Origin of the sequence: Bianquea renquensis (genome assembly GCF_014384895.1) — a bacterium.
GTDB classification, from domain to species: domain Bacteria; phylum Bacillota; class Clostridia; order Lachnospirales; family Bianqueaceae; genus Bianquea; species Bianquea renquensis.
The window spans coordinates 128,481-152,780 of the sequence record NZ_JACRSQ010000002.1 but is presented as its reverse complement, the minus strand read 5'-3'; the positions used below and the strand labels follow the sequence as shown (position 1 = coordinate 152,780).

Sequence of the window (24,300 nt, the reverse complement as noted above, 5' to 3'; positions counted from 1 at the left end):
CTTTCTGTTATGCGGCACAGGCTTTCAATATCAGCTTATGCAGCTCTCTTTCATATTCATATCCAAACGGATTTTTCTTTTCTCCGGTGACATATTCCGCAAACGCTCGAAACATCGCGTCATATCTTCCATGCACCGCTGTATCGTGATATTCTCCCTTTGCATACCAATTTTCATCGAATGCTTCTCTCACGCCTGTTGTCTGCGGTGAAAAAACACCGGCACATTCGCTGCCGAGCCATTCAAACGGCTTTAATTCCACCGTTCCCTTTGTTCCGCATACAACAAGCTGTCTGCGCTCAAAGCCGCCTATTTCGGCAGCCGTGCTTTTAACAAATGAAACACCGTTTTTATACTTAAACACCGCCATACCGAAATCATCGGCTGTAACACCGTCCGTGCCGATAGGCTGACTCAGAGGTATCACCTCCTGCGGCTCGCCGCAAATGCTGTATACCAAATCTATCAAATGACAGCCGAGATAATAGAGCATACCTCCCGGGTAATTGCCGAGCCATTTCCGTTTTTCTACAGGATGAATACAGTTCATCTGCGCCTCAACAGCGAAAATTTCGCCCAGCTTACCGGATTTAATATCCTCCTTAAGCTTTATAACCGCCGGATTGTATCGGTACATATAGCCCATATGGAAAACTAAATATTTTTGTTTAACCAAATCAATCAGTCTGTCAAAATCCTTGTCCGATTCGCTGCCCGGCTTGTCCATCTGTATATGTAACCCTTTTTCGGCAGCCTTTATTGCATATTCCGTAAGCCGTCTGTCCTCGGTTTCGATACAAATCGCATCAAGTCCGGGATAATTCAGGATTTCATCAACGGTCATTCTTTTGACATTCTCATATGCCCACTGGTTGTTATCATAAACCGGTTCATCTCCGCCGACAACAGCGTATCCTATAAAATCATAAATATCGCTTTGCAGCTTTAATGTTGTAATTGCCGCCGCTGCATGGTCGTGTCCGGCGCCTATCTGCGCTATTTTTATCTTTTTCATTACTTATCCCTCCAGTCAAACTGAACAACCACAGGAAAATTTTTATCAAATATAAGTCTGTTATAAACCTCCGGACTCTCATGGGGCGAATGTGTTTCCTCTATCAGATTTTCAAGACAAAGCCTGCCGCCGCCGCAAAGTTTAAGCACTGCTTTTATATCATCGCGGTGCGTGAACCATCCCGGATGAGATTCTAAGTTCGGTCTTGCTATCGTATGCGCGCCTATAACGGTTATACCCGGAGCATGAATTTTTTTGTAATAATCCACCGTGAAATCGGAATTTCTCGTGCAGCCAAGTAATGCAACACGTCCGAATTTTGCCATACAGTCAAGCGCCTCGTTAAATCCCGCTCCCACACCCGTAACCTCTATTGCAACATTAACTCCGCCTCCTGTTACGCTTTTCACCTTATCGGCAAAATCCTCGCATAGCGGGTCAAATGCAAAGTCAGCACCGTTTTTCAATGCGATTTCTCGCCTTTTCGGATTGGGGTCGGCGGCGATTATCGGAACCGCGCCTGCGGCGCGCAGCAGCTTAACCGCTATCATACCCAGAATACCAAGTCCCATAACAATCGCACTTTCCCCCATCTCAAGACGCGTCTTTCTTATTGCAGCCATGGGAAATGTTGAAATAAAACTCATTGCCGCCGTTTCAAAGCTGACGCATTCATCCTCAATCTTTACGACATTTCCTTCAGGAACGGTGTTATAGCTTTTATGCTGTCCCCAATAGACAACTACTCTGTCGCCTATATCAACGTTTTTTACATCAGCGCCCTTTTTAACAACTATACCGGCGCTGTTATATCCCGATGTTCTGGGGAACACCACTCCCGACTCTCCAAGCGCATTTACGTTGGGATTACCTGTGATGTTTGCCCTCTCCGTTCCGCAGCTTATGGTCGAAACCATTGTTTCTACCATAACCTCATTTGGAGCCGGCTCATTTACATCAACCGTCAAAAGCTCCACTTTGTTCTTTTCTGTAAATACAATCTGCTTGCACTTCATTGGAAAACCTCCTCATTTTTAATTATTGCATTACCATTGTACCATATCGACTTTTGCGTTAAGATATGATATCCTATAAAATAAGAGGTAATTTTCTATAATTATTATGAGGTTTTTTGCAATGAATGATATAAGTTTCTCACACAGCTTTATGTTTCGCACAATAGAGTTCGACAAATTCCATTACACCGATAACCGCACCGGAGCACCCAGCCATTACTTTGCATATATGCTTTGCGGAAACTGTAAAATAACTACCGATTCATCGACCGTCAAAATCAATGAGGGCGATATCTTTTATATTCCCGACAAATGCAGTTATCAGTCATATTGGTACGGCAATCCCGAAATCAGATTTATTTCTTTGGGATTCCTTTGTATGCCGAATTTTGAGAACAAAGCATATCCTGTTCAGGTTATACCCGGCAGCATCAAAGCGTATGAGCTTTTTCATTTGCTTTCAGACAAAACTCGATTATCCGCCGTGGATATCGGACTGTTTTACACACTTGCAGGCATTCTGATTCCGTTAATGACAAATACCACTGTATGCCGCACAAAGGAAATTACAGAACGTACCAAAGAATATCTGATACGACATCCGTTTGCCAAAACCTCTGATCTTGCGAAGAACTGCACAATAAGCGAAGCGGCACTTTATTCGGCATTTCATAAAGCCTCCGATATTACGCTTAATCAGCTGAGAAATACGATTTTGCTCGAAAAAGCAAAGGAAATTCTTATCACTACCGATAAACCGATAGAATATATCAGCGATTTAATGCAGTTCAGCTCAACTTCATATTTCAGAAAAAAGTTTAAGCAGTATTTTAACATGACTCCTACAGAAATGCGGAAAAGATACAGGATTTAACCGCTTTACAGCTTTTTTCTGCAACCGTCTATCTGAATATTCTGTCCGGATATGTAGCTTGCTTCATCGCTTGCCAGAAAACATATAAGATTAGCATTTTCCATATCTGTACCGGTTCTGCCCATAAATGAAAGCTCGCTTTTTTCAAAGTAATTCATATCATGGTTATCACTGGGGCTGACGCTGCCCGGAGATACACAGTTAACAAGTATACCCTTATCGGCAACCTCTTTTGCAAGTGCTTTCGTCATTGCAATCAACGCGCCTTTTGTTGTCGAGTAGTGTACCATGTTTGCATTGCCGTACACACCGGCAACGGAGGATACATTTATAATCCTGCCATAACCGTTCTCAATCATTTTTGGTAATACAACTTTTGTAAAGTAAACTACTCCCATAATATTTACATCAATGAACTTTTTCCACTCATCTGTTGGTGTATCTATAAAAGGTGCCCAGCACCTCCATAAAGCCGCATTGTTTACAAGAATATCTATTTTCCCAAATACTTTTTCGGCTTTAGCGATTATTTCATATACGGTATTTTCATCTGTAACATCACATTCACAGATCATAACATGATCGGAGTAGGTTTTTAATTCAGCTTTTAACTTCGAAAGCTTTTCAGTATTGACATCCACAAGCACAAGATTTGCCCCCTCTTGTGCTAATTTTAATGCTACCGCACGTCCTATTCCGACAGCCGCACCTGTGACAAGTGCTGTTTTTCCTGTAAAATTCATAACTACAATCCTCCCTTTAAGATATATTATCCCTTATGGTTTTTAACTGCTTTAAAAGAGGCTGTGCCGGTGTTGCAAGCGCATCATATTCATGCACGCACAGATACATACAGCAGCCGAGCTCTCCGCCTATACGCCGTAAAATTCTGCATTCTCCGCCGCAAAGGAACAAAAACGGAATTTTCAGATTTTCCTTAAGCATATTTATAATCTTAAGATTTTCAAGCTGCTGTTCCATTGTATCAGCACCGGTAACTATTTTGCAAATATCGGCACCCCGTTTTTGATGCTCCAAGGCAATTTCAAGAACCTTTTCTGCCGGGATATATTTTAAAACGTGTGAGGACATCAGAACCTTTGCACCCTTGTCATGAATTTTCCTTATCAGTTCCTTTTGCTTTTCTATTGCTGTTTTATCAACCGCAACCTCGTCGGGCTGTCTGTCAAAGTAATCACCCATAACATCACACAAATCCGCACCGCAGCCTGCAAGCTCAACAAGCTCCGCTGCGAGCATATCATCGGTTTTTCCCTCGTTTGAGGTATGCCTGTAATTTGTTACATATACCGGCTTATCCTTGGCATATGCAAACAAATCCTTATAAACTTCTTTTGTTCTGTATTCGCTCTTCAGTTGTTCAAACTGCATTCCGAAAGCCTCCGCTCCCTCGGGAACGGACTTGTCGATAAGTTCTTTTATTCTGTCGGGATTGTCTGCCTGAACCATAACGGTAAGCAAGGCTTTATCATTTTCAAAGAAAGATTGCTTCATAATCTACAGTTCCTCCCTTCTTTTTTCCAAACGGCGCAGAAATTCCTCTTGACAGAAGAGTTGCAGGCCTGATAGCTTCTTCCACCGTCAAAATCATCTGTTGTTATGATTACCTCCATACAATGGTTTCTTATTGAAACTTTGTTTTTAATTATACCGTATGGAGCCGATTTGGTCAATGTATCCGTCTGAAATCAAGTAAAAATTTTTTTGCTCTGTCCGACAAATGAAAAAGCCTGAAATTACGCATTTGTTTCCTCTCGGTAACTACCCAATAGTATCCTTTGGGTAACTACGCCACAATAAAGTGCGTACTTTACAGTCGAAACCGACACTCATATAATATAGTCAAGAGCTACGGAGAACGGCCGCTGCGAAGCTCGAAGCAAATAAAAGTAGAAATCCACTATGAACATTTTTCCGCTTTGCCGAAAACGGTGAGATTGCAGAGCATTGGGATGTAATGGAAACCATTGCGGACAAATCTACTTGGCAGAATCAGAACGGAAAGTTTTAACAAAATAACATACAACACAATTTGGGAGGCTATCATTATGAACAAGAACACATTTACAACTGTAAAACTCGCCAAAGGCGAAATGAATGTTTACGATTTCGGCGGCATAAAGCTGCACGCCTATAAGACCAATGATTTCATTGACGATGAAGTGTTCATCGTTGAAAAGAACGGCAAGGCAGTCGTCATTGAATCTCCCTGCTTCTTTGACAACAACAAAGAGCTTGCCGAATATCTTGAAAATGTTGAGGTTGAGGGAATGCTCGTTGCTTACCACGGTGCAGGTGCTACCTTCCTTCCTGATGTTCCGAAATATGCAACACAGAACGCTGTTGACTTTTCCAAAAACGGTGGCGGCAAGGCTCTGATTGATAATTTTACCGGTGCGTTCGGGGAAATCTTTGATTCCTCTGTCCATGCAATCACCAATGTAATCGAACCCGGCAAGGTAACGATTGGCGGTATTCCCTTCGTCATCAAGCAGACAGCTGATGCCTTTGATGTGGAGATTCCCGAAATCAATGCCGTTTACACCCATATGCTTGGACACGATTGCCATTCTATCGTTGCGGGCGCAGGTCACGCTGACGGAATTATTGCAGAACTCCGTAGCTATATCAAAAAAGGTTATGATCTGATTCTGACCTCTCACTACACGCCGGAGGACTTGAAAGACGCACAAACGAAAATCGACTATCTTGAAAATCTGAAAAAGATTGCGGCGAATTGTGCTGATGCCAACAGTTTCAAGGCGGAGGTACAGAAACAGTATTCCGCTTACAGCGGTCAGAATTATCTCGATATGACGGCAGGATTTTTCTACGCTTAATATGGTGGCGGGGCTGTCGATACGGCGGCCCCGTTCTGCTTAATGGGAGATGGAAATGACACAAACCGCAAGAAGAAAATACTTAATCTCGGCTCTCTTAAAAGAACAGCCGCAGTATTCTGAAATAGAAATCCCGTCGAATGAGCAGGAACAAAAAACGCTGCTTCGTTCGCTTTTGAATATTCGTATGCCCCTACCTGTGACGGATGAATTTTTGACGGTGCAGGACGCCTACTTGCAGGAAGAAATGCGGCAAAAAGGAATTACGGCTCTTTCCGATTTAGAGCCTATTCAAAAAGGGCTATATCTTTGGCGTGGAGATATTACCACTTTGCAATGTGACGGTATCGTAAATGCCGCCAATAGTCAACTGCTCGGCTGCTTCTGCCCAAATCATGGATGTATCGATAACGCCATTCACACATTTGCGGGAGTGCAGCTTCGTTTGACTTGTGCCAAGCTTATGAAACGACAGGGACACGAAGAAGAAACAGGCAGGGCGAAAATCACGCCCGCCTATAATCTGCCCAGCCGCTATGTGTTGCACACGGTCGGCCCCATTATTCACGGCTGGCTTACCAAAAAGGATAAGGAATTGCTCGCCTCCTGCTACCGTTCTTGTTTGGAACTGGCAGAGCAAAACGGATTAAAAAGTATTGCGTTCTGCTGTATCTCTACAGGAGAGTTTCATTTCCCCAACGATAAGGCCGCACAGATAGCGATGGAAACCGTAAAGGAATACAAAGAACAAAAGCACAGCGAAATTGAGGTGATTTTCAATGTTTTTAAGGAACTTGATTACAACATCTACAGAGGATTACTCCGAGCAGATTAACAGGCTGAAAAATGAAATAGAAAATGCGGATGCTATTGTGATCGGCGCAGGAGCAGGAATGTCTACCTCGGCGGGATTTACTTATGACGGGGAACGCTTTGAAAAGCACTTTGCTGACTTTCGCCAAAAGTACGGTATTACCGATATGTATTCTGGCGGCTTTTATCCTTACAATTCGCTTGAAGAATATTGGGCTTGGTGGTCAAGGCATATCTATGTCAACCGCTACGATATAGCGGCAGGCAAGCCTTATACGGATTTATTAAAGATCGTTAACGATACGGACTATTTTGTACTGACCACAAATGTTGACCATCAGTTTCAACTTGCTGGCTTTGAAAAAAAGCGACTATTTTATACGCAGGGCGATTACGGCTTGTGGCAATGCTCCAAAGCCTGCCACGATAAAACCTATGATAATGAGGAAACAGTGCGGCAAATGGTATCAGAGCAAAAGAATTTGAAGATCCCGTCAGAACTGATCCCCAAGTGCCCTATCTGCGGCGCACCTATGACAATGAATTTGAGATGTGACAATTCCTTTGTGCAGGATGAGGGGTGGTATGCGGCTGCAAGCCGCTATGAGGATTTTATCAGGCGGCACAAGAGGCTACACATTCTGTTTTTGGAACTTGGCGTTGGCGCTAACACCCCGGTTATTATCAAGTATCCCTTCTGGAACATGACCACAGCGAACCCGAAGGCGGTCTATGCTTGCGTCAATGCAGGGGAGGCTTATGTGCCAAAGGAAATCAGAGATCGTTCCATCTGTATCAATGGAGATATTGGTCAGATTCTGGAGAAAATATAGGCGGCGTCTACCGTAAGTAAACGCCGCCCCTCTCGTCGAGGTACTTGTAATCTGTTTCCTGCTGCCCCTTCCTTTACCTGCCATATGCTGCGGCTCAGATAATCCAAGCCGGCACATACCAGTTCTTTTTGTCAATAGGCAGAATATCCGGCGACAAACATATCACAATGCCTGTGCCAATCTGCGTTTTCAAATGGGAAACGCCTGAAATAGCGTCTTCCTTCGGTTCTGCCTCAATGGGGGCAAGAACGGAAAAGTTCTTTGTTGCGTCTTTTGGAGATGCCCCTTTTTTGATTTCAATGGGATATACTGTGCCGTCCTGATAAAGGATCACATCAATTTCTTTCTTGTTGCTGTCCCTGTAAAAATACATTGGTGGTCGTTTTCCGGCATTGAGATAGCTTTTGTAGATCTCGGACACAACCCAGGTTTCAAAGAAGGCTCCGCTCATGGCGCTATTCTCCAACACCTTTGCGCTGCCCCATCCCATAAGATGAGCACACAGGCCCGTGTCGAGAAAATACATTCTCGGCGCTTTAATGACCCGTTTCAGTGCATTGTTGGAATAGGGCTGGATCAATGCCACGATTCCGGACGAAACCAGGATCGACAGCCAGTTTTTCGCTGTTGGCGCACTGATTCCAACTTCGTTTGCGAGTGTTTCATAATTGACATTGGTAGCGGTGCGGGCGGCGACAACCTGTATGAATTTAATAAAATCCGTTTCGTTTGCCACCTGTTCCAAATCCCGTATATCCCGGCTCAGGTAGGTGTCCAGGTAGGATTCAAAGTAAGTTGCTAAACTCACATGATCCACCTCATACAGCCGTGGCATGGAACCCTTGTAGATGCGTTCAAACACCTCAGACACTGTCATAGGTTGAGAGGCCTTCATTCGATCCAGCAATGCGGGCATATCCGGCTCAAAAGCAGGAAAATGGTTCCCTTGCAGTTCGCTGTTTGTCAGTCCGAGCATGGGTACAATGCCGACGCGGCCTGCCAAGGTTTCCGCCACATTTTTCATCATCCGGAACATTTGGGAACCGGTAAGCCAGAAATCGCCCGGATTCTTCCGTTCATCCACGAGAATTTTAATATAAGGAAATAACTCTGGCGCATACTGCACCTCGTCGATCAATACGGGTGGCGCATAGCGCTGCAGAAACATCTCGGGATCCGTCTTTGCGAGCAGCCGTACAGTCGGATTATCCAAAGAAACCTTTTTTCTTTCAGGTTCCATGAGGCGTTCCAATATGGTTGACTTGCCCACTTGCCGCGGCCCGGTTAGAAGCAATACTGGAAAAGTTTCGCTGACATTCCGGATCGTTTCAGTAATCGTTCTTTCATAAAACATAAGGCAGTCCCTCCTGTTTGGTATGATTTACAATCCAACAGATTTTATACAAATCTAAAATCACAATTTAGATTATACAGGAAGCGCGCCGATTTGTAAACGATATTTGGAAAAATATCAAAAGCGATCCGTTGACAAAAATCATAATTTGGGACATAATATTTTTACATAAGTACAAACGAGGTGTGTAAATGGACTACATCAGCGTCAGTATATCTTTAATGATGATATGCAGGACGAATTGTTATCCATCAAAATGTATGCGGCGAGTTCCAAATGAAAGCATTTTAGCTGAACTTCAAAAGCTGGTCTAAGGACTGGAGGCGGAATGCAGTGCAGCTCTTTTATGGAGTACCTGAAGATATTGAAAACTGGATGCGTCTTGTAACACGGGTCAGATGGAATTTTCCCGGTCTGGAGACTCAGGAGAAGTTGGATGAGCATAAAGCCACCGTTCTCAGATTTATGGGCAAGCGGCAGGCTATCTGTGTCAAAGAGGGAAATGAGATCGCGGGTGTCATGCTATTCTCACGTGGGCACAACATGATTTGCTGCCTTGCCGTATCTCTCGACTATCGGCGGTGCGGTATTGCTTCTATGCTCATGGACGAAGCTCTCCGTAATCTGGATAGAACAAAAGAAATATCGGTTTCCACTTTCAGAGCCGATGATGAGAAAGGTCCTGCCCCGAGAGCACTATATGAGAAATACGGATTTGTAGAGGATGCTCTAATCGAGGAGATGGATTATCCGAATCAGAAGTACGTTCTTCATCCTGTGGATTCGGAGCGAAAGGACAGACAAATCGCGATCAATACAATGGTGCGAGAGATCAGAAGCATATTGCATGGCAACGAATCGTCAATTTACCTGTATGGTTCCTCTGTTCTGAATGACTTCAGACTGGGATGGAGCGATATTGATATCTTGGTTTTGACGGATAAACAGATCACGGAAGAACAGGCTCAAAAACTCGTTAGTCTACGACAAGCGATGCTTGAGAGAGAACCCGGCACTCCATATTATCGTTCCTTTGAGGGCGGAATGCTCACACTGGATGCCTTCCTCACTGGAAAGGCTGACCGCGTAGTTTACTGGGGCACCAGTGGCGAAAGAATAACCGATACATATATGTTCGATAGCTTCGGTATGACCGAATTGATAGAAAGCAGTGTTTTACTGTACGGCAACGACATACGAAATCAGTTGAAGGCACCTGAGTTCAGCGAATTGTATGCTGATGTAAAGTACCATTACGAAACCATAAGGAAATATGTGCAGAAAACGGGACGTAGCTTCTACTCGTTTGGTTGGATGCTGGATATTGCACGGTGCATCTACACACTGCGTACAGGCAAGATCATTGCAAAGACTGATGCCGCAGACTGGGCATTAGAAAACAATCTCTGCCCGGATCCTGATGCCCTCAGAATCGCTCTGGAGGTTCGCAGGATCCCGCTGGAACACGAGGAAGATAAACAGACCTTCGACTACGCAGAAACACTTGCAGCGCCAATACAACGCTTTGCAGACGTTCTGGAGAAGGAATTGTATATTAGTAAAGCAAACACTTGATACGAGGAGGCGAAATCAAGATGGAATTCAGAAAAGTATTCGATACGATACCCGAGCAGTTTGATAAGTACAGACCTCGTTACAGTGCGGAACTGTTTTCGGATTTGATTGAAGGCAACCACTCAATAAACTCTTGACATAAAATCGGCAACCTGCTATAATATGTAGCGTGCTATACTTTATGGTGGAAGAATGTGGTGATATGCCAAAAAAAGATATCGGGTATCTTATAAAAAACATCAACGATAAATTGAAGGTCAACGCTGATGCAGATTTGAAACATTATAATCTCACTCTGGCACAAGGCCGCGTGCTGGCCTTTCTAAAAAACAAAGGTGGCAGTGCGACTCAAAAAGAAATCGAAGTCTTTTTGGAAGTATCCCACCCTACAGTCGTGGGTATTGTTTCCCGAATGGAGCATAACGGGCACGTAATCACTTGGATCGATAAAGCGGACAAACGAAACAAAATCGTGAAACTGACCGAGCAAGCAGAAATTATAGGACAGGATATGGAGCAAAACATTCTCGATAACGAAAGAAAAATGTTGACCTCCCTCACCCCTACAGAAATTGAGCAGCTCAGAAGAATGCTTGCTATCATTTATAAAAATCTTGAATAAGCAAAGCCGGAGTTTCCGGCTTTACCTTAGACATAAAGTGTAGCGTGCTACATTAAGGAAAGGAGAATTGCTATGATAAAAGCACTTAGCCGGAGCCTACGCCAATATAAAAAAGGCTCAGTTATCACCATTGTATTGTCATTATTAGAAGTGGCATTTGAAATTTTAATCCCCCTTTGTATGGCAAACGTTATCGATGAGGGGATTGATGTGGGAAATATGAGCGCTGTATGGAAATACGGGATAGCCCTGCTCATTTTTGCGTTTTTTCAACTTGTCACAGGCATGCTTTCTGCTCACATTGCTGCCCGTACATCAGTCGGTTTTTCTGCAAATCTCAGGCAGGACATGTACGACAATGTGCAGACCTTTGCATTTTCGAACATTGATAAATTTTCAACCGTATCCATCGTTACCCGTCTCACGACTGATGTAACGAATATTCAAAATGCGTATCAAATGCTGATCCGTATGGCGATACGGGGGCCGGTGATGCTCGTATTTTCGATGATCGTGTCTTTCCGCATAAACAATACGATTGCCTGCATCTTCCTCGCTGTTATCCCTCTTATGGCAGCATTACTGCTTTTGATTATCAAAAATGTAAACCCGATTTTTAACCGTGTGTTTCACACGTATGACCAACTCAATAATGTGGTGCAGGAAAATGTGCGGGGTATCCGGGTAGTAAAATCTTTCAATCGTGAAGAGTACGAAATCGACAAATTCAAAGGGATATCAAACAAGATTTACGCCGATTTTGCAAAAGGCGAACGATTGCTTGCGTTTAACTCACCGATTATGCAGTTCTTTATGTATGCGTGTATGATACTTATCTCTTGGATTGGAGCAAAAGCGATTGTTGCAAGCGGGAACAACGCCGCACTGGGAATGACAACAGGAGATCTGACCGCTCTGTTTTCCTATGCAACACAGATACTCATGAGCCTTATGATGCTATCAATGGTTTTCGCCATGATCACGATTTCCATTGCCTCTGCCCGCCGTATTGCAGAAATATTAGAAGAAAAAACGGATATTGCAAACCCAGCGAATCCCCAAATGACCGTTCAAGACGGTTCTATTCGCTTTGAGGGCGTTGATTTTGTTTATGCTGCAAAAGCAGATAAAAAGGTACTCGACAATATCAATCTTTCCATTGCTTCAGGTGAAACTGTCGGTATTATCGGTGGAACAGGCTCGTCAAAATCAAGCCTTGTTCAGTTGATCCCCCGCCTTTACGATGTTACGGGAGGCAGACTTACACTCGGCGGTGTGGATGTGAGGGAGTATGATCTCGATACCCTCCGCAACGCTGTTGCAATGGTACTTCAAAAAAATGAACTGTTTTCCGGCACCATAAAAGAAAATTTGCGTTGGGGCAATGAAAATGCCACCGATGAAGAAATCGAATATGCCTGCAAGCTTGCCTGCGCCGAGGAATTTATTCAAACCTTCCCCGATAAGTACGACACACATATCGAGCAAGGGGGGACCAATGTATCGGGTGGTCAAAAACAACGGCTCTGTATTGCCCGTGCCTTGCTCAAAAAACCAAAAGTTTTGATTCTGGATGACTCCACAAGTGCAGTGGACACAAAGACTGACGCTTCCATTCAAAAATCCTTTGCCGAGTTTATCCCCGATACTACAAAAATCATCATTGCGCAGCGTGTGAGCTCTGTGCAGCACGCAGATCAAATTATCGTTCTGGATGATGGCGAGATGGTTGCCGCGGGCAAGCACGAAGAATTGCTAACAACATGTGATATCTACCGTGAAGTGTATGAATCGCAGAAGAAAGGAGATGGCAAAAATGAATAAGGAGAAAACCATACCAATGGGCGAAATCCCTGCCGGTGCGCCGCCGAAAGCACAGTTTGACCTAAAAACACTGGGCAGATTACTGTCGTATATGAGGGACTATAAAGGACAGCTTCTCTTCGTTGTTGTATGCATCTTGTTAAGCGCCATTGCATCGGCCGCTTCCTCACTGTTTTTGCAATCGCTTATTGATGATTACATTGCGCCTTTGCTCGGCACAGCAGAACCCATTTTTACGGATCTCTTAAAAGCTCTTGCCGTAATTGGCATCGTATATCTTATCGGAGTGCTTTCTACCTTGTTCTACAATCGTGTGATGGTTACGATAGCACAAGGTACATTGAAGACGATCAGGGACGAGATGTTTGAGAAAATGCAAAGGCTTCCCATCCGCGCGTTTGATACACGGACTCACGGCGATATTATGAGCCTTTACACCAATGACACCGATACACTCCGCCAGATGATTGCACAATCGATGGCACAGCTCATTTCTTCTGTGTTTACCATCGTTGCGGTATTTATCTGTATGCTTTACATCAGCGTATGGCTTACACTTGTTGCGGTTGTCGCAATATTTCTTATCTTGCAGATCGTAAAGATCGTAACGGGCAAGATCGGAGTATTCTTTGTCATGCAGCAAAAAACCCTTGCTGATGTAAACGGCTATGTGGAAGAAATGGTAAACGGGCAAAAGGTAATCAAGGTATTTTGCCATGAAGAAAAAGCCAAAGAGGCATTGCGTGAGAAAAACAAGGCTTGGGCAATAAGCGCTGCGAGTGCGAACGGCTATGCGAACTCTATGATGCCGATGATGAACGCTCTGGGGTATGTGCAGTATGTTATTATTGCGATTATCGGAGCCTTTATGGCGATTTCAGGGATACCAAACCTTGGTCTTACAGGAACGGGAACTCTCACGCTTGGTATGATTGCCTCTTTCCTTACGCTATCACGCAACTTTACGAATCCCGTGTCGCAAATTTCAAATCAGTTCAACTCCATTGTCACCGCACTCGCCGGAGCCTCCCGCATTTTTGCATTTATGGATGAAGAACCCGAAACCGATGAAGGATATGTGACACTTATAAATGTGAAAGAAGAAAATGGTGTCCTTACAGAAACCGCAGACCATACCGGAATGTGGGCTTGGAAGCATCCCCATCATGACGGCACTCTCACCTATACGAAACTTGAAGGCCGGGTTGTTCTGGACGGAGTGGATTTCGGGTATGTTCCCGAAAAACAGGTTTTGCACGATATCACCCTATATGCAGAGCCCGGACAGAAAATTGCCTTTGTCGGCGCTACCGGTGCAGGTAAGACTACGATCACCAACCTGATTAACCGTTTTTATGATATTGCAGACGGCAAAATCCGCTATGACGGTATCAACATCAATAAAATAAAAAAAGCAGACCTTCGCCGTTCTCTCGGCGTGGTGTTGCAGGATGTCAATCTGTTTACGGGAACCGTTATGGAAAACCTGCGCTACGGCAATCCCCATGCTACCGATGAAGAATGTATTGCCGCCGCCAAACTTGCCAATGCTGACGGATTTATCCGTATGCTGCCCCAGGGATATAATACTGTGCTCAAAGGCGACGGCAGCGGTTTGTCGCAGGGCCAGAGACAGCTTATCTCCATTGCCCGCGCCGCTGTATCCGATCCCCCGGTTATGATTCTCGATGAAGCAACATCTTCCATTGACACTCGCACCGAAGCGTTGGTGCAGGACGGTATGGATAAGTTGATGAAAGGCAGAACCGTATTTGTTATCGCGCATCGGCTGTCCACTGTCCAAAATTCTGATGTGATTATGGTACTCGATCACGGGCGAATCATTGAGCGTGGCAATCACGAAAAACTGATTGCAGAAAAAGGTACTTATTATCAGCTTTATACCGGCGCGTTTGAATTAGAATAGAAACGATAGGTTACTGCGGAAAAATCAGCGTTTCGCCGCCCTGCAAACTCATAAACTTTTGGATCCCCTCCATCATCCTGTCCTTCTGGAAGACAGTCTCCCAACGATACGTGGGATAGCCATCTGGAGTGGCAGGATTCACCATTTTCCCGCAACTGCCAGCACCGTTAGAATCTTGATAAAAAGGTATGAAATCGGTATTTAGGCCTTCCCGTTTTGTGGTCATCCACACTTCAGCATTGTCAACGCAGAAATACGCAAGGACGCGCTTGTAGCAGACTTCATCTGGACCATGATCGTACATCCATTGCCGGTTCACATTGTCCACAGCCTGACCGATGGATTGGTGTTTGAACTCAAAAGCAAATACAGGAATGCCGTTGAGCGTCAGTCCCATATCACCGCTCTTTTTCCTATCAGCAGAATAATTCCACTGACGGTAGCACTCGACCTTGTTATGTGCCCAAAGTTCTACAGAGGTTTGATGCAAGGCAGACTCCGGTTTAAAATAGCACACCCGAAAGTGAAGCCTGCGATGTTGGAATCCATGCCGGAGAACAGAGAGTAAACCTTCTTCATTGCAGGCCTTGTTGAAGGAAAGACAAAACTTCCTTTTCGCCTTCGCTCGATATCCATTAACAAAACATGCCCACGTATTCGGCTGAGTCCGCTGAATAAAATCGATCAAGGTGTCTGCATATACCCCAAGCTCCGCATCGTATGTATCTGCTCCCATGGTATAGCCGCCGCCGGGAGAAAGAAGGAAGGATTCAAAATCCTCTTTACATCGATTTTCGCTGGTTTGCATTGGTATTCATCTCCCTTTCCAAGAGCTTATACAAATTATTATACTGTAAAAGCAAGAATACGACAACAGCAACTTTGACTTTTCGGGTCCGTGTCATAGGCTGATAGTTGAAAAAAATCCAACAATGTGATACTATGAACCGGTATACCTTGCCCGTATAAATTCAAATCAACAGGAGGAGCTATGAACATTCTTGTTATAGACGCACAGGGCGGCGGAGTCGGGAAACAATTGGTGACCGCCATAAAGCAGACCATCCCCCATGTTCTGGTAACTGCGGTCGGCACAAACAGCGCCGCCACTTCTGCTATGTTGAAAGCAGGGGCCGACAATGCGGCGACGGGAGAAAATGCCGTCGTGGTCGCTTGCCGCAAGGCCGATGTCATTGTGGGCCCCATAGGTATTGTGATCGCAGATTCTCTGCTGGGAGAAATTACACCTAGTATGGCCGCTGCCGTCGGCCAGAGCCGTGCCAAACGGATCTTAATCCCCTTCAACCACTGCGATACAATCCTCGTGGGTGTTTCTGATTTCAACATTGGAAAACTCGTAAAGAATGCCGTCACGGAAATACAAGCTCTGATCTGATCGATCTTGACAAACCGGATTCATTCGTCTATAATAAAGACAATCAGCATGAAGCTGATTGAAAAACACAGACGTGTTTTATCAGTCCCATCGTTTTCGTAATGTATGCCAAGAAGGTATACGGTTTCCCCGAAGAGAAGCCGCATACCTTTTTTTAATTTCAAGTGGGTCTAAAATACAACCGTAGAAGGAGGATTTTTCAATGTCATGTTTTCTTGTTACGGCGGCCGAGGCCGTCATTACAACAGTCGCAGCAAAAGTGATACAGTCCAGAGAGAAAGAGCCTGAAACCATCAAACTGGATACAGAGGGCGGCAATGAAATCGTAAGAAAGGTCCCGCTCTCAAGAAAGCTGAGATGGCTCTCCCATTTGCTTTGGGGCGGTTCTGCCCTGCTTGCCTTTGAACATGTATGGCACGGGGAGGTGGTTCCCTGGTTCCCATTCCTGACGGCGGCAAGCAATCCGGCGGATGCCGCTGAGATGCTGAACGAAATGGCTACCACAGGCGTAGCGATGGCCGTTCTCGTCACGGTGATTTGGCTGGGAATGCTTGCCGTTACCAGCGCTATGGAAAAGAAGATTTTACAGGCACAGTCTTCTCTAAAGTGAGGAATCCTCTCCGATGACACTACTGACAACTGTTTTTGCCGCCATCATTTGCACAATCGTCTGGTACAAAAATGCTCCCCACAGTGAAATGAAGGTCGGCATCCTATGCTGGATGTATTGGGGCGCTTCTATTATGTGGTTTGTGGATGCCATTTTTGAATACGCAGAACTCCGCGAGGAATACTTTACTCCAGCTCCAGCCCAGATGCTCAATGATTTGTATCTTGGCCTTTCAGTCGTTGCACTCGGCCTTATTATTTGGCTCGTGATTCTACTGATCCAAGATCCAAAGGGGGCGGTTAAAGCCGCTCTGTTTAAGAAATCTAAGTAAAATCCTTTATGATGGCTCCATTCCATAAATTACAGCGGATAAAGCCCCTGAAAATGGCAGGACTTTCAGGGGCTTTTTTGGTGCGCCTACATTACAAATCCTCTGACAACATCAGAGCAAGGGCCAGATTTGCGGCATTCACCAGTTCCTGTTCCGTCGTATATTCGGCGCAGGAATGACAGTTGTTCATCGCCGTGGCGACCACGATACCGTTAATTCCATGCAGGGCGAGATGATTGTTATCGCTGCCGCCAAACGTTTTGCCTAGATCCACTTTTAGATTTAAGCGGGAACAGGCAGATTCAAATCGCTGTACTGCGGAATGGACCGGATTCGTGCGGTAAGCTGTACAATTGGCGGTCCCCTGAATCGCAACTGCCGCGCCGTAATCCTTTGCAGCACCCTTCATAATATTACAGATCTCATCAAACTGAGCATGGGCCTCTTTGTCGGAAAAGCTACGTATCTCACCGGTCAGCGTACAGCGGTCGGGCACAATATTATCCGCTGTACCACCGGAAATCGTCCCAATATTGACCGTTGTATCCCCGATTTTTCCGCAGGGAATCTGTGCGACAGCCGCTCCGGCGGCCTTGACCGCATGAATTCCCTTCTCCGGCGCAAACCCCGCATGGGAGGACCGCCCGGTAAAAATAGCTTCAAACGAAAGGATGGTAGGAGCCTGATAGGCGGCACCGCCAACCGGGCCTGTGAGGTCAAACACATACGCCTCTTTGGACCGGAGCTTTGAAAAATCAAATTGTTGAATGCCCACGCAGTACGGTTCCTCCGCAACAGTGAATAGAATCTCAACAGGGCGATGGGGGCGGCCGGATTCCGCCACCGCCGTCAGCGCTTCAAGGATCGCGGCAATGCCCGCACAGTCATCCGCGCCGAGAACGGTTTTTCCATCCGAGGTTATGGTGCCGTCCGCGGCAATCCGCATCTGCTTTCCGCGGGAGGGCTCTACCGTATCCATATGGGCACAGAAAAGGAGGGGCGGCAGATTCAGCGCTCCGTCCACATACGCATATAAGTTTCCACAGTTGCCGCCGATCTTTTTCGCTGTGCCATCCTCACAGACAGCGATTCCGAGATCGGCCAGCCTTCCTTTGATGAAATCGCAGATTTCCCGCTCTCCATAGGAAGGGCTGTCGAAGGCAATAAGCTGCTCAAACAGAATCAGCAGACGGTCTCTGTTTGTCATTGGTACCTCCCCATTGCTGCCCTAGGGCGCCTTTTACCATGTCAACAAAATAACGGTGCACAGACAGATCCTCCAACAGTTCCGGATGAAAGGCTGTAACAAGCTGATTTTTCTGCCGCGCCGCGACAATATGCCCCTCGACCCGTGCAAGGATTTCTGTACCGTTCGATACGGATTCAATGTAGGGAGCACGGATAAACGTCATGGGAATGACGCCAATCCCTTTCACTTCCTCTTCGGTATAGAAACTGCCGAGCTGGCGGCCGTAGGCATTGCGCACGGCCGTGATATCCATAGTCGCCAGATGGGAGCGATCGTCGTTTTTGATTTTCTTTGCGAGCAAAAGCAGTCCCGCGCAAGTGCCGAATACAGGCAGTCCTTGTTCAATCCGCTGTTTCAGCGAATCAAATAAATCCAGCTCCCGCAGCAGTTTCCCCTGCACAGTGCTCTCTCCGCCTGGGATGATAAGCCCGTCAATGGGAATCTCCAAATCCTTCTTTTGCCTGATTTCAAAGGAGGAAACGCCGAGTTTGGAAAGCATCTGTTCGTGCTCGATAAATGCTCCCTGCAAGGCTAGTACGCCAATCTGTATCATTATTTTCCTCTTTCTGCCATGAGAAGCTCGATTTCTTGCTCGTTGATGCCGACCATTGCCTCCCCCAGATCCTCCGACAATTCCGCTAACATTTTCGCGTCGGTAAAGTTGGTCACTGCTTTTACAATGGCGGCTGCACGTTTTTCTGGATTGCCAGACTTGAAGATGCCGGAGCCGACGAATACACCCTCTGCCCCCAGCTGCATCATCAATGCCGCGTCCGCGGGTGTTGCAACGCCGCCCGCGGCGAAATTGACAACCGGAAGCTTTTTATTTTCATGAACGTAGAGCACCAGCTCATAGGGGACCTGTAGCTGCTTGGCGGCATCGAACAATTCGTCCTCGGCCATAGAGCCAATGCGGCGAATTTCTGACTGCATCAGTCGCATATGGCGCACTGCCTGGACGACATCGCCGGTGCCGGGCTCGCCCTTGGTCCGGATCATGGATGCGCCCTCATTGATGCGCCGCAGAGCCTCCCCTAAGTCCTTTGCCCCACACACGAAGGGCACATCGAATTGCGTTTTGTCGATGTGATATTTATCGTCAGCAGGCGAGAGCACTTCACTTTCGTCGATGTAATCAATCTCGATTGCCTGCAAAATCTGTGCCTCAGCAAAGTGACCGATACGGCATTTTGCCATAACCGGAATGGTCACAGCATTTTGAATACCCTTAATCATCTTCGGATCACTCATCCGGGATACCCCGCCTGCCGCGCGAATATCGGCGGGAATGCGCTCTAGCGCCATTACAGCGCAGGCCCCAGCTGCCTCAGCGATTTTGGCCTGTTCCGGCGTCGTGACATCCATGATCACTCCGCCTTTGAGCATCTGCGCCAAATTTTTGTTCAGTTCAAATCGATTGTTTTTCATCGTCATGCACTCCTTTACATAATTTTTATACTATATCAAGAACTCTGACAGGACCACATTCTCGTCCACTTTTACTTTCTATCCCCTTCATATGAATCCTCACAGCTCCTCATGGCAAGGATTGTCCGTTCAATCAGCTCGTCCAGCGTCCAGCCCAGCATAGCCGCACCGCGCTCGATAACGTCCCTTGAACAGCCAGCAGCAAAATTTGTGCTCTTAAATTTTTTCTTAACGGATTTTAACTCCAGATCCGAAACGCTTTTGGATGGCCGCATCAGCGCCACCGCGCCTATGAGACCTGTCAGTTCGTCCACGGCGTACAGTACCTTTTCCATCTCATGCTCCGGCTCGATCTCCACGGTCAGCGCGTAACCGTGACTGGCGGTGGCGTGGACGATCCGCTCGTCAACCCCGCGCTCTCGCAGAATCTCCTGTTCCTTGATACAATGTTCCGCTGGATACTGCTCAAAATCCAAGTCATGTAAAAGGCCCACAATGCCCCAGAATTCTTCTTCATCGCCATAGCCCAATTCTCGAGCAAAATAGCGCATGACGCCCTCCACCGTCAGCCCATGCTTTAGGTGAAAAGGTTCTTTATTGTATTCATTCAGCAGTTCCCATGCCATTTCCCTTGTGATCGTTTCCATCCTTGCTCCCTCCCTCGGCTCCGCGTACACGCGGCAATGTAAACATATAAAACCTATGTAATTGATGTATATCATAAAGGAAACGCATACGCTTGTCAAGAGGTGCCCTAGAAAATTTTTCTAAAGGGGATTGACATACCAACAACACAGTGCTATAATTACCTATAAATTAAATAGGTTTTATAAGTTTTTAATACAGCAAGGAATTGAGGGAAAACCAATGAAACCATTATCCACGGCGCAGCGATGTTGATGCGCACAGAAATATTTAAGCCGGCATATCACATTATGAAAAGGAGAGACCTCACATGAAAACATTTGAAAGAATCACTGATCTCATCGGCGGAACCCCTCTGCTAAAGCTGACAAACTATGGGCAGCAGAAAGAACTTGGCGCCACGATTTACGGTAAGCTGGAATATTTCAACCCGGCAGGCAGCGTAAAAGATAGAATCGCGAAGGCAATGATCGACGATGCTGAGGCAAAAGGGGTGTTAAAACCAGGTTCTATTATCATCGAGCCCACCAGCGGCAACACGGGTATCGGGCTTGCAGCGGTGGCCGCCTCCAGAGGCTACAAGATTATACTCACCATGCCGGAGACCATGAGCATTGAGCGCCGCAATTTGCTCAAAGCCTATGGGGCAGAGCTTGTTTTAACTGAGGGTGCTAAAGGGATGAAAGGCGCCATCGCTAAGGCGCAGGAATTGGCGGCTGAGACGCCCAACAGCTTTATCCCGAGTCAGTTTACCAACACTGCAAATCCAACGGCCCATCGCAATACCACGGGACCCGAGATCTGGGCGGATACCGACGGCAAAGTCGATATCTTTGTTGCCGGCGTGGGCACCGGCGGAACTGTATCCGGCGTGGGCGAGTACTTGAAGAGCCAAAACCCCAATGTCAAAGTCGTTGCTGTGGAGCCCGCCGGTTCTCCAGTGCTTTCCCAAGGCACGCCAGGCCCTCACAAGATTCAGGGGATCGGCGCTGGTTTTGTTCCAGAAACATTGAACACAGAGATTTACGACGAAATCATCACCGTGGAAAACGAAGATGCCTTTGAAACTGGCAGGACCCTCGCTCGAAAGGAAGGACTGTTAGTTGGCATTTCCTCCGGCGCTGCTGTATTCGCGGCGACGGAACTTGCAAAGCGCCCTGAAAATAAGGGCAAACTCATTGTCGTCCTGCTTCCTGATACGGGCGAGCGCTACCTTTCCACACCCATGTTCGCAGAATAATGGTCCTCGCTGTAAACTACAGATAGCAAATCGACAGAACTCCGTCTATTTCACATCAAGCTCTCGTCTGGAGCTTATCTGGGAAAGCAGGCGGAGTTCTGTCGCGTAAGCAGTGTAAAAAATAGGATATGCAAAGCGGAACGCAACCTCTGTTCTGTTGATGGCTGTTATCTTGAAATGTGCAAAGCCCTGGCAACATGGGATTTGAACGGGATAGCGTGATCGTCATCCAAAAATGTGGTTGCCATTGTGACAGCAAGTAACGGCAGACACGCGTAAATGCTTCGAATTCCCCAGAGCTGTAGACAGCACCATGCGTAAACGACCCCTACATGAAAGCTGAGCAGCGTACCGCCATAAAATTTAAATTTGTGCAGACTCTTTCCTTCATGACGGCAAAGATAGTCTGTCAACCCCACAAAACATTGTCTTAGATTGTTGGTGGAGAAGATGGTCGCACTGTTAAATCCGGCGGCCTCCGTATAGGCCTGCCATTGTACCGATGTTGCAAAAAACATAGGATACAGCGCTAGAACTGGATCGATGCTTTCTGGAATCTGCGCCAAGGATAGGCACGCAATGACATCAACGAAAATCGCAATATAGCGAAAGTCAAATTTTTTAAGGAACCTTATTCCCACTGTAGCGAAAACGATGCCTATAATGTAGCAAAGCGTCGCGCCGATGCGGATAAGCAACGCCTCAGCGGAACCGCTCAATCCCGCCACCACAAGATAGATCAAATTGGAAGTCTCCGAAGAGCCGAACGTCGCATTTCTGGTCAGAAGTGCATAAACCCCGAAAAAGCCCCCCACCACAGCCATTGAATGGTGCGCCATGGTTTCTCTTTTTATCTTAGAATCCATTCCTTTTCCCTCAATATACGTGATATGATTCGCTGCGATCCCCACGGTGATTCTTATATCATGTAATCGTTGGTATACCGCTCTCTCTGCTGATCCAAGATATCCTGCAATGTAATCCCATCAAGATACTCGCAGATTACGCGCTTTAGACCCTGCCATACCGGAAGCGTAGCACACTCCCCGCTGCGCTCACATTGATTGGGTTCCTCTTCCAGGCAGGCAACGGGCGACAAGCTGCCTTCCGTCAGACGCAATATTTCCCCGACGGTATATTGGTCCGGCGTCTTGGCAAGCTTGTAACCGCCCTGAAAGCCCCGGTTCGTCTTCAGAATATCCGATCTATTAAAAACCGGTATGATCTGCTCTAAATATTTTTTGGAAATATTTTGTCGATGCGCTATATCTTTAAGCGCCACAAAACCGCAATTCTGGTGCTCCGCCAGATCCAGGAGCATCCGCAGCGCATACCGCCCCTTCGTTGAAATCTTCATGATTGCCACCTCGTTATCATTTCCATTCTCAGTTGATTTTCAACCGATAGCCCTATAATACCATATTTATTATAGGTATTCAAGCGTGCGAACCGAAAAATAGGGGGGACATCTTTACGCAAAATCGTATTGACAAACCATAAGGCCTATGCTATATTACGTTTATAAAGCCTATGTATCTAGTAAGTAATTAAAAGGCGAACGATCCACCCCTTCTTTGAAATGCTGTGCGCAAGCCTTTTGAGAGCCTCGAGTGAAGCGGCTCTTTTTTACTTCATGGAACATTTGCATCACTACTGACTGGGAGGAACCCCTATGACATTACAGCAATTACACTATGCAATCATTATTTCAGAGACAGGTTCCCTGAATAAGGCGGCGGAAATTCTCTATGTGGCACAGCCCTCCTTGACCAGCGCAATAAAAGAGTTAGAAAAAGAGGTTGGCATCGCGATCTTTCACCGGAGCGGACGAGGCGTAACGCTTACCAATGACGGCGTTGAGTTTCTTTCCTATGCACGCCAGGTGTACCAACAGTATGAATCCCTCTTGGATAAGTACGGAAAGTTGGGAAACCTGAAAAAGAAATTTGGCGTCTCCACGCAGCACTACTCTTTTGCCGTAAAAACCTTTGTTGAGATGGTGAAAAGATTCAATATCTCCGAATATGAATTTGCCATCCGGGAGACAAAGACACGGGATGTCATTGATGATGTCAGCACTCTGAAAAGTGAAATTGGCATCCTCTATGTAAGCGATTTTAATCGAAAGATCATGATGAAACTGCTCAATGCCAACGATCTTGAATTTCACAAGTTGATTGCCTGTGACGCCTATGTCTATCTGTGGAAGGGGCATCCCCTTGCGAACTGTAAGACCATCCAGTTTTCACAGCTGGAGAACTATCCCTGCTTATCCTTTGAGCAGGGCGATACCAGTTCCTTTTACTTCGCGGAGGAAATCCTTAGCACAAATGAATATCCCCGAATCATCAAGGCCTGTGACCGGGCTACCATGCTCAATCTAATGGTCGGCCTGAACGGGTATACTCTGTGTTCGGGCATCATTTGCGAAGAACTGAACGGAACAGATTATGTCGCTGTCCCCTTTGATGCCGCCGGTGATGATCTCTGTAGCACAATGGAGATCGGATATATTGTGAAAAAAAATGTGATTCTCAGCAAAATGGGGGAGATCTATATCAATGAGATTAAAAGCTATCTTCATCGCTATGCCTCTGAAAAGTATAATAGAAAAAATCTATAGCTGCCTATTTCTATCCCATATTAGACAAAAGATCAAGTATAAAGTAAAATACTAACAAAGAAAA

25 protein-coding genes are annotated in these 24,300 nt (G+C 46.0%); 13 read left to right on the top strand and 12 right to left on the bottom strand.

The annotated features are described in order from the left end of the window. Positions 1-7 precede the first annotated feature (7 nt). Together H8730_RS02180 and H8730_RS02175 are read right to left on the bottom strand one after the other, a co-directional pair. The gene (locus tag H8730_RS02180) at positions 8-1,015 is read right to left on the bottom strand and encodes a Gfo/Idh/MocA family protein (RefSeq protein ID WP_177713841.1); all 1,008 of its coding nucleotides are present in this window, start codon (positions 1,013-1,015) and stop codon (positions 8-10) included. Next, positions 1,015-2,031, bottom strand: a complete 1,017-nt coding sequence (locus H8730_RS02175; RefSeq protein WP_177713842.1) for a zinc-dependent alcohol dehydrogenase — start codon at positions 2,029-2,031, stop codon at positions 1,015-1,017. Before H8730_RS02175 ends, H8730_RS02180 begins: the two co-directional genes overlap by 1 nt. Before the next feature lie 121 nt (positions 2,032-2,152). On the opposite strand from H8730_RS02175, the gene H8730_RS02170 reads away from it, so the two are divergent. Further along, on the top strand, positions 2,153-2,905 hold the full coding sequence (locus H8730_RS02170) for a helix-turn-helix transcriptional regulator (protein ID WP_249289233.1): 753 nt from the start codon (positions 2,153-2,155) through the stop codon (positions 2,903-2,905). 5 nt (positions 2,906-2,910) lie between these two features. Here H8730_RS02170 and H8730_RS02165 read toward each other — a convergent pair whose 3' ends face one another. Beyond that, positions 2,911-3,648 carry an SDR family NAD(P)-dependent oxidoreductase gene (locus tag H8730_RS02165; protein WP_177713844.1) on the bottom strand — a complete coding sequence of 246 codons (738 nt, stop codon included), beginning with the start codon at positions 3,646-3,648 and terminating at the stop codon, positions 2,911-2,913. A 16-nt stretch (positions 3,649-3,664) separates the two neighbouring features. Then, the gene (locus tag H8730_RS02160) at positions 3,665-4,420 is read right to left on the bottom strand and encodes a type I 3-dehydroquinate dehydratase (protein ID WP_177713845.1); all 756 of its coding nucleotides are present in this window, start codon (positions 4,418-4,420) and stop codon (positions 3,665-3,667) included. A 554-nt stretch (positions 4,421-4,974) separates the two neighbouring features. Here H8730_RS02160 and H8730_RS02155 point away from each other — a divergent pair. Genes H8730_RS02155 through H8730_RS02145 form a run of 3 tightly spaced genes read left to right on the top strand, consistent with a single transcriptional unit; the run spans position 4,975 to position 7,412 of the window. Beyond that, a complete protein-coding gene (locus H8730_RS02155; RefSeq protein WP_177713846.1) occupies positions 4,975-5,766 on the top strand; it encodes a hypothetical protein in 792 nt (263 codons plus the stop codon). Between the two features lie 55 nt (positions 5,767-5,821). Continuing rightward, entirely contained in the window at positions 5,822-6,601 is a 780-nt protein-coding gene (locus tag H8730_RS02150; RefSeq protein WP_177713847.1) for a protein-ADP-ribose hydrolase, read from the top strand. Then, positions 6,546-7,412: an SIR2 family NAD-dependent protein deacylase gene (locus H8730_RS02145; RefSeq protein WP_177713848.1), complete on the top strand. Its 867-nt coding sequence runs from the start codon at positions 6,546-6,548 to the stop codon at positions 7,410-7,412. The genes H8730_RS02150 and H8730_RS02145 overlap by 56 nt, the downstream gene beginning before the upstream one ends. Before the next feature lie 94 nt (positions 7,413-7,506). On the opposite strand, the gene H8730_RS02140 is transcribed toward H8730_RS02145, so the two are convergent. Then, positions 7,507-8,766, bottom strand: coding sequence for an ATP-binding protein (locus H8730_RS02140; protein WP_177713849.1), 1,260 nt, complete (start codon positions 8,764-8,766; stop codon positions 7,507-7,509). 333 nt (positions 8,767-9,099) lie between these two features. Here H8730_RS02140 and H8730_RS02135 point away from each other — a divergent pair, with 333 nt between their 5' ends. The 4 genes from H8730_RS02135 (at position 9,100) to H8730_RS02120 (ending at position 14,714) form a co-directional block, all read left to right on the top strand. Beyond that, a complete protein-coding gene (locus H8730_RS02135) occupies positions 9,100-10,341 on the top strand; it encodes a GNAT family N-acetyltransferase (RefSeq protein ID WP_177713850.1) in 1,242 nt (413 codons plus the stop codon). A 202-nt stretch (positions 10,342-10,543) separates the two neighbouring features. Next, complete coding sequence (locus H8730_RS02130; RefSeq protein WP_177713851.1) at positions 10,544-10,963, top strand: MarR family winged helix-turn-helix transcriptional regulator; 420 nt, start codon at positions 10,544-10,546, stop codon at positions 10,961-10,963. A gap of 72 nt (positions 10,964-11,035) precedes the next feature. Further along, positions 11,036-12,787, top strand: a complete 1,752-nt coding sequence (locus H8730_RS02125) for an ABC transporter ATP-binding protein (protein WP_177713852.1) — start codon at positions 11,036-11,038, stop codon at positions 12,785-12,787. After that, positions 12,771-14,714, top strand: a complete 1,944-nt coding sequence (locus H8730_RS02120; protein WP_249289231.1) for an ABC transporter ATP-binding protein — start codon at positions 12,771-12,773, stop codon at positions 14,712-14,714. The genes H8730_RS02125 and H8730_RS02120 overlap by 17 nt, the downstream gene beginning before the upstream one ends. 10 nt (positions 14,715-14,724) lie before the next feature. Here the strand turns inward: H8730_RS02120 and H8730_RS02115 are convergent, their stop codons facing one another. After that, complete coding sequence (locus H8730_RS02115; protein ID WP_177713853.1) at positions 14,725-15,522, bottom strand: type I restriction endonuclease; 798 nt, start codon at positions 15,520-15,522, stop codon at positions 14,725-14,727. 183 nt (positions 15,523-15,705) lie between these two features. Here H8730_RS02115 and H8730_RS02110 point away from each other — a divergent pair, with 183 nt between their 5' ends. The 3 genes from H8730_RS02110 to H8730_RS02100 all read left to right on the top strand — a co-directional run bounded on the left by H8730_RS02110 (position 15,706) and on the right by H8730_RS02100 (position 17,051). Then, entirely contained in the window at positions 15,706-16,110 is a 405-nt protein-coding gene (locus H8730_RS02110) for a DUF3842 family protein (protein ID WP_177713854.1), read from the top strand. Positions 16,111-16,312: 202 nt separating this feature from the next. Then, positions 16,313-16,720 (top strand): hypothetical protein, encoded by a 408-nt coding sequence (locus H8730_RS02105; protein WP_177713855.1) that lies wholly within the window; start codon positions 16,313-16,315, stop codon positions 16,718-16,720. 13 nt (positions 16,721-16,733) lie between these two features. Next, positions 16,734-17,051, top strand: a complete 318-nt coding sequence (locus tag H8730_RS02100; protein WP_177713856.1) for a hypothetical protein — start codon at positions 16,734-16,736, stop codon at positions 17,049-17,051. 91 nt (positions 17,052-17,142) lie between these two features. Here H8730_RS02100 and H8730_RS02095 read toward each other — a convergent pair whose 3' ends face one another. The 4 genes from H8730_RS02095 to H8730_RS02080 all read right to left on the bottom strand — a co-directional run bounded on the left by H8730_RS02095 (position 17,143) and on the right by H8730_RS02080 (position 20,375). Then, entirely contained in the window at positions 17,143-18,258 is a 1,116-nt protein-coding gene (locus H8730_RS02095; RefSeq protein WP_177713857.1) for a M20/M25/M40 family metallo-hydrolase, read from the bottom strand. After that, positions 18,224-18,850, bottom strand: coding sequence for a pyridoxal 5'-phosphate synthase glutaminase subunit PdxT (gene pdxT, locus H8730_RS02090; RefSeq protein WP_177713864.1), 627 nt, complete (start codon positions 18,848-18,850; stop codon positions 18,224-18,226). Before pdxT ends, H8730_RS02095 begins: the two co-directional genes overlap by 35 nt. Before the next feature lie 2 nt (positions 18,851-18,852). Beyond that, positions 18,853-19,728: a pyridoxal 5'-phosphate synthase lyase subunit PdxS gene (pdxS, locus tag H8730_RS02085; protein ID WP_177713858.1), complete on the bottom strand. Its 876-nt coding sequence runs from the start codon at positions 19,726-19,728 to the stop codon at positions 18,853-18,855. A gap of 71 nt (positions 19,729-19,799) precedes the next feature. Continuing rightward, positions 19,800-20,375: a hydrolase gene (locus H8730_RS02080; protein ID WP_177713859.1), complete on the bottom strand. Its 576-nt coding sequence runs from the start codon at positions 20,373-20,375 to the stop codon at positions 19,800-19,802. Between the two features lie 308 nt (positions 20,376-20,683). Between H8730_RS02080 and cysK the strand changes: the two genes are divergently transcribed. Then, complete coding sequence (gene cysK, locus H8730_RS02075; protein WP_177713860.1) at positions 20,684-21,613, top strand: cysteine synthase A; 930 nt, start codon at positions 20,684-20,686, stop codon at positions 21,611-21,613. A gap of 167 nt (positions 21,614-21,780) precedes the next feature. Here the strand turns inward: cysK and H8730_RS02070 are convergent, their stop codons facing one another. Next, positions 21,781-22,479, bottom strand: a complete 699-nt coding sequence (locus H8730_RS02070; protein ID WP_177713861.1) for a YoaK family protein — start codon at positions 22,477-22,479, stop codon at positions 21,781-21,783. A gap of 53 nt (positions 22,480-22,532) precedes the next feature. After that, a complete protein-coding gene (locus H8730_RS02065; protein WP_177713862.1) occupies positions 22,533-22,970 on the bottom strand; it encodes an RrF2 family transcriptional regulator in 438 nt (145 codons plus the stop codon). Positions 22,971-23,285: 315 nt separating this feature from the next. Between H8730_RS02065 and H8730_RS02060 the strand changes: the two genes are divergently transcribed. Continuing rightward, positions 23,286-24,236, top strand: a complete 951-nt coding sequence (locus tag H8730_RS02060) for a LysR family transcriptional regulator (RefSeq protein WP_177715941.1) — start codon at positions 23,286-23,288, stop codon at positions 24,234-24,236. Positions 24,237-24,300: the final 64 nt, after the last annotated feature.

Coding starts and splice junctions, on each gene's coding strand:
- H8730_RS02180 (WP_177713841.1), bottom strand. CDS start 1,015: ATGAAAAAGATAAAAATAGCGCAGATAGGCGCCGGACACGACCATGCA.
- H8730_RS02175 (WP_177713842.1), bottom strand. CDS start 2,031: ATGAAGTGCAAGCAGATTGTATTTACAGAAAAGAACAAAGTGGAGCTT.
- H8730_RS02170 (WP_249289233.1), top strand. CDS start 2,153: ATGAATGATATAAGTTTCTCACACAGCTTTATGTTTCGCACAATAGAG.
- H8730_RS02165 (WP_177713844.1), bottom strand. CDS start 3,648: ATGAATTTTACAGGAAAAACAGCACTTGTCACAGGTGCGGCTGTCGGA.
- H8730_RS02160 (WP_177713845.1), bottom strand. CDS start 4,420: ATGAAGCAATCTTTCTTTGAAAATGATAAAGCCTTGCTTACCGTTATG.
- H8730_RS02155 (WP_177713846.1), top strand. CDS start 4,975: ATGAACAAGAACACATTTACAACTGTAAAACTCGCCAAAGGCGAAATG.
- H8730_RS02150 (WP_177713847.1), top strand. CDS start 5,822: ATGACACAAACCGCAAGAAGAAAATACTTAATCTCGGCTCTCTTAAAA.
- H8730_RS02145 (WP_177713848.1), top strand. CDS start 6,546: ATGTTTTTAAGGAACTTGATTACAACATCTACAGAGGATTACTCCGAG.
- H8730_RS02140 (WP_177713849.1), bottom strand. CDS start 8,766: ATGTTTTATGAAAGAACGATTACTGAAACGATCCGGAATGTCAGCGAA.
- H8730_RS02130 (WP_177713851.1), top strand. CDS start 10,544: ATGCCAAAAAAAGATATCGGGTATCTTATAAAAAACATCAACGATAAA.
- H8730_RS02125 (WP_177713852.1), top strand. CDS start 11,036: ATGATAAAAGCACTTAGCCGGAGCCTACGCCAATATAAAAAAGGCTCA.
- H8730_RS02120 (WP_249289231.1), top strand. CDS start 12,771: ATGGCAAAAATGAATAAGGAGAAAACCATACCAATGGGCGAAATCCCT.
- H8730_RS02115 (WP_177713853.1), bottom strand. CDS start 15,522: ATGCAAACCAGCGAAAATCGATGTAAAGAGGATTTTGAATCCTTCCTT.
- H8730_RS02110 (WP_177713854.1), top strand. CDS start 15,706: ATGAACATTCTTGTTATAGACGCACAGGGCGGCGGAGTCGGGAAACAA.
- H8730_RS02105 (WP_177713855.1), top strand. CDS start 16,313: ATGTCATGTTTTCTTGTTACGGCGGCCGAGGCCGTCATTACAACAGTC.
- H8730_RS02100 (WP_177713856.1), top strand. CDS start 16,734: ATGACACTACTGACAACTGTTTTTGCCGCCATCATTTGCACAATCGTC.
- H8730_RS02095 (WP_177713857.1), bottom strand. CDS start 18,258: ATGACAAACAGAGACCGTCTGCTGATTCTGTTTGAGCAGCTTATTGCC.
- pdxS (WP_177713858.1), bottom strand. CDS start 19,728: ATGAAAAACAATCGATTTGAACTGAACAAAAATTTGGCGCAGATGCTC.
- H8730_RS02080 (WP_177713859.1), bottom strand. CDS start 20,375: ATGGAAACGATCACAAGGGAAATGGCATGGGAACTGCTGAATGAATAC.
- cysK (WP_177713860.1), top strand. CDS start 20,684: ATGAAAACATTTGAAAGAATCACTGATCTCATCGGCGGAACCCCTCTG.
- H8730_RS02070 (WP_177713861.1), bottom strand. CDS start 22,479: ATGGATTCTAAGATAAAAAGAGAAACCATGGCGCACCATTCAATGGCT.
- H8730_RS02065 (WP_177713862.1), bottom strand. CDS start 22,970: ATGAAGATTTCAACGAAGGGGCGGTATGCGCTGCGGATGCTCCTGGAT.
- H8730_RS02060 (WP_177715941.1), top strand. CDS start 23,286: ATGACATTACAGCAATTACACTATGCAATCATTATTTCAGAGACAGGT.